Source organism: uncultured Bacteroides sp., from assembly GCF_905207245.1.
Classification (GTDB): Bacteria; Bacteroidota; Bacteroidia; order Bacteroidales; family Bacteroidaceae; genus Bacteroides.
Map to the genome: position 1 here is coordinate 98,529 of NZ_CAJLKP010000005.1, position 13,612 is coordinate 112,140.

At 39.5% G+C, this 13,612-nt stretch carries 11 protein-coding genes; 9 read left to right on the forward strand and 2 right to left on the reverse strand.

Features of this window, described 5'->3' with window-relative positions; genetic code table 11:
* Positions 1-227 precede the first annotated feature (227 nt).
* Positions 228-2,327 (forward strand): VapE domain-containing protein, encoded by a 2,100-nt coding sequence (locus tag QZ135_RS03065; RefSeq protein ID WP_294605830.1) that lies wholly within the window; start codon positions 228-230, stop codon positions 2,325-2,327.
* Between the two features lie 138 nt (positions 2,328-2,465).
* On the opposite strand, the gene QZ135_RS03070 is transcribed toward QZ135_RS03065, so the two are convergent.
* Both QZ135_RS03070 and QZ135_RS03075 read right to left on the reverse strand, forming a co-directional pair.
* On the reverse strand, positions 2,466-3,005 hold the full coding sequence (locus QZ135_RS03070) for an FHA domain-containing protein (protein WP_294605832.1): 540 nt from the start codon (positions 3,003-3,005) through the stop codon (positions 2,466-2,468).
* A gap of 26 nt (positions 3,006-3,031) precedes the next feature.
* Positions 3,032-4,168, reverse strand: a complete 1,137-nt coding sequence (locus tag QZ135_RS03075) for an SPOR domain-containing protein (protein ID WP_294605833.1) — start codon at positions 4,166-4,168, stop codon at positions 3,032-3,034.
* A gap of 453 nt (positions 4,169-4,621) precedes the next feature.
* On the opposite strand from QZ135_RS03075, the gene QZ135_RS03080 reads away from it, so the two are divergent.
* From QZ135_RS03080 to QZ135_RS03115, 8 genes are read left to right on the forward strand one after another with little or no spacing between them, the layout of a single operon-like run.
* Positions 4,622-5,425, forward strand: coding sequence for a polysaccharide biosynthesis/export family protein (locus QZ135_RS03080; RefSeq protein ID WP_294605835.1), 804 nt, complete (start codon positions 4,622-4,624; stop codon positions 5,423-5,425).
* A gap of 13 nt (positions 5,426-5,438) precedes the next feature.
* Positions 5,439-6,995 carry a GNVR domain-containing protein gene (locus tag QZ135_RS03085; protein ID WP_294605837.1) on the forward strand — a complete coding sequence of 519 codons (1,557 nt, stop codon included), beginning with the start codon at positions 5,439-5,441 and terminating at the stop codon, positions 6,993-6,995.
* Between the two features lie 4 nt (positions 6,996-6,999).
* Positions 7,000-8,184 carry a hypothetical protein gene (locus tag QZ135_RS03090; protein ID WP_294605838.1) on the forward strand — a complete coding sequence of 395 codons (1,185 nt, stop codon included), beginning with the start codon at positions 7,000-7,002 and terminating at the stop codon, positions 8,182-8,184.
* Positions 8,159-9,466 (forward strand): lipid II flippase MurJ, encoded by a 1,308-nt coding sequence (locus QZ135_RS03095; protein WP_294605839.1) that lies wholly within the window; start codon positions 8,159-8,161, stop codon positions 9,464-9,466. The genes QZ135_RS03090 and QZ135_RS03095 overlap by 26 nt, the downstream gene beginning before the upstream one ends.
* A gap of 14 nt (positions 9,467-9,480) precedes the next feature.
* Positions 9,481-10,458, forward strand: a complete 978-nt coding sequence (locus tag QZ135_RS03100) for a glycosyltransferase (RefSeq protein WP_294605840.1) — start codon at positions 9,481-9,483, stop codon at positions 10,456-10,458.
* The gene (locus QZ135_RS03105; protein WP_294605842.1) at positions 10,455-11,348 is read left to right on the forward strand and encodes a glycosyltransferase; all 894 of its coding nucleotides are present in this window, start codon (positions 10,455-10,457) and stop codon (positions 11,346-11,348) included. The genes QZ135_RS03100 and QZ135_RS03105 overlap by 4 nt, the downstream gene beginning before the upstream one ends.
* A gap of 11 nt (positions 11,349-11,359) precedes the next feature.
* Positions 11,360-12,556: a glycosyltransferase gene (locus QZ135_RS03110; protein WP_294605844.1), complete on the forward strand. Its 1,197-nt coding sequence runs from the start codon at positions 11,360-11,362 to the stop codon at positions 12,554-12,556.
* 39 nt (positions 12,557-12,595) lie between these two features.
* A complete protein-coding gene (locus QZ135_RS03115; protein ID WP_294605846.1) occupies positions 12,596-13,609 on the forward strand; it encodes a radical SAM protein in 1,014 nt (337 codons plus the stop codon).
* The last annotated feature ends 3 nt before the right edge of the window (positions 13,610-13,612 follow it).

The window sequence follows — 13,612 nt, forward strand, 5'->3', positions numbered from 1 at the left end:
GCAAGACGAAGTTTTGCTACTGACAAAGATACAAAAACAATAAGGGAAAGTCAAGTTTTCAACCGACTATATTTCAATTTTTATTATTATTTTCAGACAACAAAAAGAGGGAGGAGTTATTTCAATAAAAGCCCTGATTTATTTGATTCAAATGTATTTTATGCGTACCTTGCAGCTTCTTAGAAAGGCCTCCTTATTAATAAATTATTTTTTAAATAGAAACGCAAATGAAAATAACTCTAATCAGAGAAGAAAAAGAAAGTGGTAAAGAAACCGTCAGCACCTGCAAAGCAGACGTATTATTAGAAAAAATAAGAACAGAAACCAAAGCAGCACACGTCACGGCACTACGGACTATGCTACTGTACACCACCCCTGATGCCTGTGGTCGCTACGAGCATATCGACAAATTGCCACGTATCTATCCGTCTATTGAATACGGGAGAAACCGCGACGGCAGCAGGAAGATGAAGCGCTACAATGGTGTAGTGATGCTTGAAGTGAACAACCTGGCCGGATTGTCCGAAGTGGAACTGGTGAAAGAACAGGCAAGGCTGTTGCCACAAACCTGGACAGCAATCACCGGAAGCAGCGAGCGAAGCGTAAAGATATGGGTAAAATTTGTGCTTCCCAACGGAAACTTACCCGTAAAAGAGGAAAATATCACTCTCTTTCATGCCTGCGCCTATCGCATGGCCATACAGTGCTATCAACCCATATTGCCGTTTCCCATAACCCTGAAAGAACCCATTCCCGCACAAAGTTGCCGAATGACACTGGATACTGACCCTTATTTCAATCCTGATGCCATACCTTTCTGCCAGGAGCAACCATTCAGTATGCCCGGTGAACAGACTTTCCAGCAACGGAAATTGGCAGAAAGAAACCCGTTGCTGAGACTGAAACCCGGATTTGAAACATCAGAAACCTTCACCATACTGTTTGAAACAGCCCTCAGCAAAGCATTGGACGAAATGCACGACTGGAAGCGGGGAGATGACTTACATCCGTTACTGGTGTGCTTGTCGGAGCATTGTTTCAAGGCTGGGATACCGGAAGAAGAAACCGTACGTCAGGTTATGATGCACTATTACAGGCAGGCCGACGAACAGGCTGTCAGAATAACCATTCACAATCTGTATCGTGAATGCAAAGGCTTCGGCAAGAAGTCGGCACTAACACCGGAACAAAAACTTTCGCTGCAACTGGAAGAATTTATGGAGCGCAGGTATGAATTCCGTTTCAACACCGTCAGCAATGATCTGGAATTCCGCCAAAAGGACTCCATCCATTTCTACTTCCAGCCCGTTGACCAACGGGCGCGGAACAGCATATCGATGGATGCCCTACAGGAAGGTATCAAAGTGTGGGACAGGGATGTGAACCGCTATCTGGCATCCAACCGCGTGCCGCTATACAATCCGGTGGAAGATTACCTATGCAGCGTAGGACGTTGGGACGGTAAAGACCGCATTCATGCGCTCGCCGACCTCGTGCCTTGCAATAATCCGCATTGGCGGCAACTTTTCTATCGCTGGTTTCTGAATATGGTGGCCCATTGGCGCGGGCTCAATAAACAATATGCCAACAGTACGTCGCCGCTTCTGGTCGGTGCGCAAGGTTTCCGGAAATCAACCTACTGCCGGATTATTCTTCCACCCGAACTTCGTTTCGGCTATACAGATAGTCTGGATTTCGGCAGCAAGCGGGATACGGAAATGTATCTGGGACGTTTTATGCTGATTAATATTGATGAGTTTGACCAGGTCAGCATGAATCAGCAGGGTTTTCTGAAACATCTATTACAGAAGCCTGTTGCTAATCTGCGTAAACCTTATGGCAGCAGTATCCGGGAAATACGGCGCTATGCTTCATTCATCGGTACCAGCAACCAGAAAGACTTGCTGACCGATCCGAGTGGCAGCCGCCGTTTCATCTGCATTGAAGTAACGGCACCCATAAATACGAACGTCACCATCAACTACCGCCAACTCTATGCACAGGCGATGGAAGCCATCACAAAAGGGGAACGCTACTGGTTTGATGATACGGATGAAGCTGTCTTGAAGGAATCTAACCGGGAATTCGAACAAACCAGCCCATTAGAACAGCTTTTCCATTGTTATTTTCGTTCACCGGAAGAAGGTGAAATGGGAGAGTGGATGACCTCAATGGAAATCATCGAATACCTGCAAGGTAAATCAAATACTATCTCATTGTCCAATAGTTGCATAAGTACATTTGGACGCATCCTTAAGAAAAATCAGATAGAGTCAAAACGAACCAAAAGAGGGATGCAATACGAAGTTATATTGTTGAATAAATAAAAAAACAGCGGTGTAGGGAAGCATTTTGCCTACACCGCTATTCATATTCTTTATATAATATAATCAGCAGATAATAAGAGGATTAAAAGAGCGGGTGTAGGATGTAGGCAACTTTATCCAAAACTCTGATTGTAATTGCTACTTACTGAGTTCATCGCTTGTTCCGCTATGCAAAATAAACGTGGTAGCTCCAATGGTGACAATTGCACCATCTTCAATGCGGATACGGTCTTTATCACTCAGGATTTCATTATTCAGGAAGGTTCCTGTCAGGCTGGGAGCATCTCTCAATGTATAAATCAGTCCACCTTGTTTATTGCGTTTCACATTAATGATGCAATGGCGGCGATCCATACTCATATCCGATGTTTCAATGGGAGTATTTATATTAGTCCCCACACAGCGACGACCTATTACATTATCTCCTTCTTGCAAGGGCAACACTTGTTTGAAGCCAAATACATTCTCAATCACTGTAATATTACCAAAAGCTTCCTTAAATTCCTCTTCATCCGGGCGTTCTTCCTTTCGGGGAGCAAGCATCTTTGTTTTCCCCAAGCGAATACTGAATTGCTTGCCGCAATGCTCACAAACAAAGACCAAAGACTGACCTTCGCTGTACTTTGTTTCATCAAATAAAAGATAGTTCTCACACTTGGGGCAACGGATACGCTTCATGAAAATTAAAAATTAAGAATTAAAAATTACTTTTTTAGTACCCAAGCATTCTTATAGGTCTCGTTCTCACGAACTCTTGCCAAAGCTTGATAGGCTTCCACTTCTGTTCCGCAAGACTCAATGCTGACACGCATCTTACCATCTCCTACAATAGCTTTCGCACCGGAAAAACCTTTGGCAACCAATTGCGCCGCCATAGCTTCTGCGTCTTTCTCAGTGCCTACGCTGGCAATGATAATATGATAAGGTCTTTGGGGAGCGGCAACTGCAGGTTTGGCAGCAACAGGCTGTACATTTTGTTTAGGTGCATCGGCAGTCGTTGCAACCGAGTGGGAAGCTTGTTCTTTTGCTTTTGTTTCAGTAGATGCAGCAGACTCCTTAGCAACTTTAACCTCTCTGACAGCAACCGGAGCTACAACCTTCTTTGGTGTTCCTGTTTGTTTGTTAGCGGTTTTACGCGTAGGAGTATTTTGTTTTAAAACAATCGGTGTAATTGCCAAGGATTGCTTTTCTATCTTTTCAAACAATTCATCCGGAAGCAATGTCGCATAGTTTTCTTCTATCACTTCCGTATTCTCTATTGGAGTGGAAAAGAAGAAAGAGAGGATAATGACAGCCGCTACTGCAGCCGCATTGGTCAGATACGCCCGATTGATTTTGATTGCAAAAGTACGTTTCTCCTTCTTGGTGGTAGTAGGAACTATGGAGAAAGCTTCTTTCTCTGCCTTCGGTTTTTCCAAAGCAGATAATTCCTGCATTTCAAATGCGTCCAGCCCGTATAAATAAGGAGTTGTGATCTTGTTGTCATAAGGTGCGAAGTCAAACGTATTATAAATCGTATAACGTACTTCGCCAACATTTGGCAGGTCTACTTTACCTTCTTCATGTAAAGCGGCAATCAGCTCATCAACCTCACGCTCCACCATTTTGGTGGCATCTGAAAAGTTGGTCCCATACACTGACATATAAGATTGAACCAGTAAGCCATCATTCATCTTCAGTTGCGGATTAAAACCGATGATGCGGGTAGGGGGCAGAAATATGTTTTCTTCTTCCACTCTCGTAGCCGGAGCATAATGAGCTACAAATCCTCCTAAACCCGGAACAATGACGCAGTCATTTTCCAATAACAAAGCTTCTATATGTTGTGCCAATTCAATCATGGTGCAAAAGTAAGGGAAATCTCGGATATAAGCCAGTTTCAGGGGATTTTCTTTTCAACAAATTATAAACAATATAATCGGCTTAGTGCTTTTTTATCTTAAAAAGCTGACTGACTCACTCATGAATCTGCCGACTTTTAATGTCAAATCGATACAATAGCTATAAAATTATACTTTAGCTACAATCATCCTCTTTGTATCAATCCAATTACCATCTGCGAGCAATGAACAGAATAGGGAGCATTAATCTAAGTATAAATTATATAATTCAATAAAAGCATCACATCATATAAAAATAAGGCAATTGGACTTACATTTCATGAAAAGCGTTCCAAAATCAATGAACAAATTATAGACAACCCAACAATAAACCCACCTGACTAACGTTTATTGACTATAGAACTATTACTTTTGCGATAGTTCATATTAATTAAATAACAGATTAGATATACGATGAAAATAAGAACGCTGATACCCGCTCTCTCATTGCTGCTACTGATGTCGTGCAAAACGGCGACTAATAATATTACCTATTTTCAGGATTTAGATAATCAGGCGACAATTATTACCGAGCAGGCTATTAATTATGCCCCACGTATTGCTCCAGATGATCAGTTGTCAATCATCGTATCAGGAACAGAGCCGAATGCAGTAGCAGCATTCAATATGCCACTTGCCAGTTATTTGGCCCCAGGAGAAACAAACGTTACCTCTACACCTGTACTCCATACTTATTTGGTAAATTCCCGAGGGGAGATTGATTTTCCGGTACTTGGGAAATTGCAGGTTGCTAACATGACACGCAGTGAATTGACAGACATGTTGACTGAAAAAATCTCAGCTTACGTCAAATCCCCCATTGTCACAATACAAATAAGGAATTTTAAAGTTTCAGTATTGGGAGAAGTTAACAAGCCTGGAACAGTAAATGTACCCAATGAACGCTTATCTGTGCTTGATGCGCTTGGTATGGCAGGCGACTTGACTATTTATGGCAATCGTGCCAATGTACTTCTGATTCGTGATAACAATGGACGAAAAGAATATCATCGCTTCGACCTTACTTCTGCAGAAATACTAACATCTCCTTATTATTATTTGCAGCAAAATGATGTACTTTATATAGAACCAAATAAAGCAAGAAAGGGAAATGCCAAATATAGTCAGAGTGGGCAGTTCAATGTTTCTTTGGCATCAACAATAATCAGCGCCTTATCGGTATTGGCATCATTGGGCATTGCACTGCTGGTAAAATAAATATCTCTCGCTTATGAATGATGAAAATATACATATCGGAGCTCTACTAAAGCAATTCCTCGGTTACAGGAAAATATACGTGCCTATCGGGATCATTTGCCTGATTGCCGCTATCTGCTTTCTTATGGTTACCCCCAAAGAATATGGTTTTACTGCCCGAATGCGACTAATTGGCGATAATCAAGGCATGATGTCTGAGTTGAAAATGTTAAAAAGCAGTGGTCTTAATGCTTTACTTGGTGGTAGCGCTTCAGGCATTAGTGTAGAAGATGAAGTTATCGTTTTAATGTCACGTAGCAATATGACTAAAGCGATTCTCCAAACCGGTTATCAGGTGGAGACACGGCAACAGCGCGGTCTGAAAAAAGTATTACTTTATGGAAAGGACAATCCTATAACCCTTCTCTTTCCCGAACAGTTTTTAGATACTATCAGTGAATCAATAAAGATAAAGATGACATTATCTGATGGAATGTTGCAATCAGCCAAAATACAATCAAAGCTGTTTGAAACAGTGAAAATACAGGAACAAACTTTACCTTACCGTTTACAACTCCCGGTCGGCACGATAATGGTTGCCCCCAATGCTGACATTTCAATTTCCGGTAAGCAAACGTTCAATATTCAAATCACTCCGCTGCAAAAGGTATATGAAGATTTATATAAAAACATAGCAGCCGGAGCGGAAGAAACCATTTCAGATATTATTCTGTTAGAATTTGATAACGAAAATAAGCAACGCGGGTGTGATTTTCTGAATGAACTAATGTCCGTCTTTAACCAATACTCACGAGATGTAAAAGTAGAGGAAGCTGATCTGAACGCCCGGTTTGTAAGAGTACGCTTGGATACCATCACTACAGAACTTGCTTATTTGGAACATCAAATTGAAGCTTACAAAAAGCATAACAATATTCCAGAACCAACTCTGTATGCCAAAGCCGCCATGACAGGGAAAATGGAATTGGAAAGTTTGATTCTGGAAACGGAAGCACGTGTGAAAATGATGGATTATGTAGTGGAATATATGCAAAAAGAAGAGAATGAATATGCTTCCATTCCCTCCTTTGACGGAATAGGAGAGAAGTCCATCGCTTTGTACAATCAATTGGTACTTGACCGAGAACGCCTGCTTCTTGCTTCTGAGAAAGGTAATCCTGCTTTGATTCTTGCCGATAAGCAACTGGCAGAACAACGCAAAATGTTATTAGAAACAATTGCTGCAACTCGGAATAGTGTCAAAGCCAGCCTGGAAGAACTCCATAAGAAAAATCAGGTATTCAACGGTCAACTGAACGAGTTACCCACACAAGAGCGGGAGTATATTGAGATGAAACGACAACAAAAAATCAAGGAAACCATTTATCTGTTTCTAATGCAGAAACTACAGGAAAAAAGTCTGGTGAACTCTCCCGACGAACAAGCCGGAAGAGTTGTCGATGCAGCTTATTGTTCCGCAAAACCGGTTTTCCCCAAAAAACTGATTGTACTGGCAATAGCTTTTGTCGCAGCTTGCATCCTCTCCCTGATTGCGATTTATATGAAAGTATTTGTTTTCACTAAAAGATAATCTCATGCTTTCACAGCTGGTCTGTTCCAAAAATAATTTATTTTTCGCCTTTCTTGTAGCAGGCTACATCTTTGGTGTCATATTATATGACTTCATTGAATTTAAATATACAGATGAGCTAATGGCACTTTTCCTATGCCTGTTTGCAGGTATCATTGCTTGGGAAAGAAAAAACTGGAAAGAATTGATACCTGTCATCATAATTATTTCTATATTTCTTTTTTACGCCATTTATTCTTTCATCATACAAAGTAATGTCCCTAAAGCCATTTTTACCGACCTGCTCATTCAGATAAAACCTTTTCTCGGTTTTTATTGTGCCTATTTAATAGCACCACAATTTTCATCCTCCCAGAAATATTTTATCAGCATTCTCTGCTTAGTTGTGGGAGGATTACTAATTATTGTCGGATTGTCGGGTCAGCTTTATACCCTATTCGGGCATCCTTCCCGCTTTGCGACGGCTGCCATCGCCACCGCCTTTTTATTTCTTTATTGCAGTACTTATAAATGGAGTGATATTTTCATATTTCTATTTTTGTTGACCATAGGCTTCTTCTCCACCCGGGCGAAATTTTATGGTTTCTGGGCAGTAGCCACCAGCCTCATAATATTCACCAAATTGGGCGGACAGATACGGTTAAGCTGGAAAAGCATTATAGCAGGTATCTTTATATGTCTTCTTGCCATTTGGTTTGCCAGAGAAAAAATAATAATCTATTATATTGATGGAATGATGAATTCCCGCGAAATGTGGAGCCGACCTGCCATGTTATTCACCTCCGGACAAATCTTATATGACTATTTCCCATTCGGCTGTGGGTTAGGCAGTTTTGGCACATTTGCTTCTGCTGAATATTATTCTCCCATTTATGAAACATATAGCCTCAACCATATATGGGGACTATCAAAAGATATGCCCATCTTTATTTGTGACGCTTTTTATCCTGAACTGGCTCAGTTTGGGGTAGTCGGAGTCATCCTGTATTTCTTCTTTTGGTATACAATTGTTCGGAAGTCTACTGACATGAGCATACATAAAAGTGCATATATCTGGATGGTCTTTTTGTTCTTCCTTATAGAAGGTATAGCAGATTCCACTTTCACACATAACCGTGGATTATTTGTTTTAATTATATTATCCCTCATGATGAAAAGAAAAGATGAAGTTGAACAGCGAAACATATAAGAAAGGTGCCATCCATTCATCTTTCTTTAGCGTGTTGGCTAAAGGAGTGGCATTTGTGCAACATTTATTGATTGCCTATTATTTTGGTGCCAATACCGGAACCGACCTGTACTTTTATCTCTTCAATCTAGTGATACTGATAGGAGGGATGATACAAACAATCGCAACTTCAATTCTCATACCGCAATCTATGTTGTTGCGGCATTCTGTTTCAACAAAAGCGGAAATGAAATATCTGAATGCTTTTATGTACAGTTTCATTTCTCTTATTCTTTTATTCATATTGCTTGTGAGTCTGGCAGGAGATGGAGTACCGGAACTAATAACCAATTTTCCATCGGAAGATATAGAAAAGTACATACATATCTATTATGCGTCGCTTTGGCTAATGCTACTTATGGCTACCAATTTGTATCTGACAGAAATATTAGTTTCATTCAAATTTTTCTCTTTACCCTTAGTCTGCAACCTGCTATTGAACGGCGGAATCATTCTGGCCTTACTTTTATTTAAAGAGACTATCGGTGTCACATCCATGATATATGGAAGTTGTATAGCCAGCGTGATTAATTCAGTTATACTGATTATTCTCATGAAGAGAAAATTACAATGGAAATTCCTCCTGACAGACTTCTCCGCTATATCTCATCAATGGAAATCCATAACAGGGTTGGCTTTTAACCAAGGAGTTGTCATTTTCGCTTCAACATTCCCCATGTATCTGTTATCATATTATCAGCCAGGTGTCATAACTATAATCAATTATGCACAAAAGTTCATCCAAGCACCTTTAGCATGGATACAACAATTTGCAGCCGTACTTCAAATTAAACTCAATAATCTGAAAGGAGATGGAAAAGAACATGAAATCTACCAATCCGCATCCCGGATAGCAGTCCGCTTATTCTTACTCACTTTTTTCACATCATTGGTGATATTCCTGTTGCGCGGCTTCATTGCCGAAACCCTTTTCGGATTAGGGAAAATGCCCGCTGAAGCAGCAACTAAGCTTTCATATCTTATCGGTCTGCTCACATTTAGTATGCCTTTCACTGCCATGAGCTTGGCTTATATGAAAGTCTTTTTTACACAAGGGTACATCCGGCAATATGTTGCCATTATGCTATTTGTGAATGCAGTATCATGTATCATGTACGCCATATCCATTTTCTACTGGCAAGAAAACGGATATGCCTTTGTATATATACTCATTGAGATGCTTACCACTTTAATCATATGGCTCTATTTACAAAAGCGATTGAAAAAGAAAGTATACTATTAATAATCTGAGGATATATGAACTATATTGTATTCGATAATTCCTGTGATAATCATGAATATATAGCTGGTGCATTGAAAAAAAATGGTATCAGCATAGAAGAGATATATTCTCCTAGCAGCAAATATAAATGGATAGCCTGGCTAAAAGGAGCATCGAGTGCTATTTGCAAGTCTTCATCCAATGACACGCTAATTTTTTGGTATGATTTTCAGGGGATTATCTCTTTTTGGATTTGTAGATTACTGTTCATGAAAAGAAGAATCATCATATTGAATCTTTTATTAAAGAACAAACCGACACTAAAAAATAAGATGGTATCATACTTGTATAAATCAGCATTACAATCAACCAACCTGGAAGCTACCGTCACATCTATGGAATATGGAAAAGCGTTAAACCATCAACTAGGAATAAGGAAATCATACACACTGCTACATGATGTCTATCCTTTCAGCGAGGAAGAAGAAAGAGAATATAAAGACTGTGGCAATAAAGTGTTTTGTGGAGGAAACAATGGCAGGGACTGGGAACTAATCATAAAAATAGGCCAAAGTATGCCGGATGTGCAATTCACTTTGGTTATGCCCGATTCGGCTTGGAAACATTATTCAAAGATGACATTACCCGAAAACATACATATTTTTAATAATGTACGGCTAGCTGAATTTAACAAGTTATTGCAAGAATCATCTATTGTGGTGCTCCCTCTAAACACTGATGCACCAGCAGGGCTAATTGTGATATTTCAGGCTGCATTACAGCAAAAACCGATTATTACAACATCCACTCCGGTCACCAAAGAATATATTGATGAAAAATCAGGAGTATTATGTAAAAGCATTCCTGATCAATACATTAAAGAAATTAAATATCACTTGCAGCATACCGATATTGCCAGAGCAAAAGGAAAGGCATTACGTGATAAACTGAAATCAGAGTGCTCTAAAGATATATACACCAAAAAACTTTATAATATCTTACTTCAAAAATGAAAACAGTATCAATCATACTCGCATCATATAATGGTGAGAAATATATTGAAGAGCAATTAGACTCCATCTTGGCTCAGACTTACCCCATCCATGAATTACTCGTAGGAGATGATGGGAGTACGGATAACACAATGACTATTCTGAATGATTACGCACATAAATATAAGAATATCAAAATCATCAGTCCAGATGATAAGCATCATGGAGTCAACTACAATTTTAAGCGATTGATGGATATGGCATCAGGCGATTACATCGCTATTTCAGACCAGGATGACATATGGTTTCCTGAGAAAATAGAAGTTATGATGGAAGAGATAGGAAATCATGCGCTTGCCTATAGCAGTGCCATACCTTTTTCTGGGTCTATCTCCGGTTTTAAAGACCTAACCTTTGAATGTAATTCTTCTATACCTGAGAATCAGATTGAAGATATCATGTTCAATAATATAATCTCAGGACACCGGATGTTGGTAAAAAAGGAGTTTATTAAGGAAATTCACGAATGGAACTTTGATGTTTATTATGATTGGTGGTTGGCTATTTCGGCAGCATATCGCAATAGTATAGTGTATATTTCTTATCCTCTGGTCCTTTGGAGAAGGCATAACGACTCCATGACACTCCTTAACCACAAAAAACAAAAGAAAATATTCAAGATATTTAAATTTATCAAAAGACGATATTTGTATTTTCAATCTCTGCTAAAGCTATTTGAAAGTTTGGGTATCGAGAACAGAAAGCAGCTTATAATCTATAAATTAGCTCACAGGTTCGCCTCAAAATCTTTATGTATTAATCTATATGGTTGTCTCTATTATTGCATTAAAATAAAGTCTGAAATATCATATACTAACTTTATAAAGCCACTGAAAATGTGGTCTAAATAAATATATCAGCAATGAAAATTCTTCTTGTCAATAAATTCCTATATCCCCGGGGAGGTGATTGTATTCATACCCTGACCCTTGGCCAGATGCTGCGCGAAGCGGGGCATACGGTACGCTTTTATGCTATGGATTATCCGGAAAACATACAGGATAAAGACAAACCTTTCTTTGCAAAAGAAATCAACTTCGCTTCAGCAAATCTATCCGGTAAAATAAAAGCCGCCAAGCGTATCTTATGGGGTACAGGAGTAAAAGAAGCTTTTAAAGAACTCTTGAGAGATTTTCAACCGGACATTGTGCATCTGAATAATATTCACTCTTATCTTTCTCCTCTGGTTGCCCAGCTTGCGCACGAACAGGGAATTAAGGTTATCTGGACACTGCATGATTACAAGTTGCTATGCCCTGCATATAATTGTCTATGTAAGGGAAAAGTATGCGAGGTCTGTTTCTTCCATAAAAAGAATGTAATACTCCGTAAATGCATGAAAGATAATCTGCTGGCAAGCATTTTAGCCTGGGCAGAAGCTAAAAAATGGAATAAGAAAAAACTGATGGAATGGACAGATACATTTATTTGTCCCAGCCGTTTTATGGCAGAGAAAATGCAACAGGGAGGTTATTCGGCTGAAAAGCTACAAGTTATTCACAATTTCGTATCAGAGGAGCAGAGCAAATCCAATGTAAATCCATCCGGCTCGGAACGAGAAAAATCCTATGCATATATCGGACGTTTATCAAAAGAGAAAGGAGTGGAACCACTCTTAAAAGCTGCAATCCGGTTACCTTATACATTATATATTGCCGGTACAGGACCTTTAAAGAATGATTTAGTACGAAAATATACAGCAGATAATATTGTCTTTCTTGGACATTTGACGTCGAAAGATATTACAGAGCTTTTAAAGAAAGTATCATTTACCGTAATTCCTTCTATCTGGTATGAGAACAATCCTCTCAGCGTCATCGAATCTTTGTGTTATGGTACTCCTGTATTAGGCAGAAATATCGGCGGTATTCCGGAACTATTGGAAACCGACAAATGTAATTGTCTCTTTGAACAGGATAATGAATTGCCGGCACTCATTACCAAAATGTTTGCTTCTGCAACTTCTATAAATCGGGACAGTCTGGCAGCAACTTCACTCCGGCGTTTTTCCGGTGAACGATATTATCAAAAGTGGCTTCAAATAGCAGCAAGAGAGTAAAAAGTACCAAGTTTGTAAACTTATTAATTTTATATATACATGAAATCAGCCATTAGCTCACCTACTGATATTTGTATTATCGTCACATACCGCTGTCCTATGCAGTGCCAAATGTGTAATATCTGGCAAAATCCGACCGATAAAGATAAGGAGATTACTCCTGCAGAGATAGAGAGACTACCTAAAGTGAAATTCATTAATATAACCGGCGGAGAGCCGTTCATCCGGGAAGATTTGGAGGAAATAGTAGAAGTAGCATTCCGCAAATCTCCCCGTGTTGTTATTTCAACTTCAGGATGGTTTGAAGAACGCATCATTCATTTGGCTGAGAGGTTTCCCAATATAGGAATACGCATCAGTATCGAGGGATTATCTCAAAAGAATGATGAGCTTAGAGGACGTCAAGGTGGATTTGATAGAGGAATACGTACTTTATTACGATTAAAAGAAATGGGTATCAAAGATATAGGCTTCGGCATTACAGTTTCCGATTCTAATTCAACTGATATGCTTTCTCTCTATCGTTTGTCACGTTCACTCGGTATGGAATTTGCAACTGCTGCTTTGCATAATTCGTATTACTTCCATAAAATAGATAATACTTTTACCAATAAGGAAGAAGTTTGTAGCAACTTCGGCAAATTAATTGAATGGCAATTGAGAGAGAAGCATCCCAAAGCTTGGTTTCGCGCTTACTTCAATTGGGGATTAATAAATTATATACAGGGAAAACCACGTTTGCTTCCTTGTGAAGCCGGACTGGTAAACTTCTTTGTAGCTCCTTATGGTGATGTGTATCCATGCAATGGATTGGAAAGTAAATACTGGAAAGAAAGCATGGGAAACATCCGCACAATGTCTTCTTTTCAGGACTTATGGAGAAGTGAACAAGCCGAGCGTGTCAGAGACCACGTACGTAAATGTCCTAAGAATTGCTGGATGGTAGGCACTGCCGCTCCCGTAATGAAGAAATATATTGCCATCCCATTACGGTGGGTGTTACATCAAAAAATACAGTCCGCAATGGGACACCCTATAAATCTGAAAGGCTAAAAA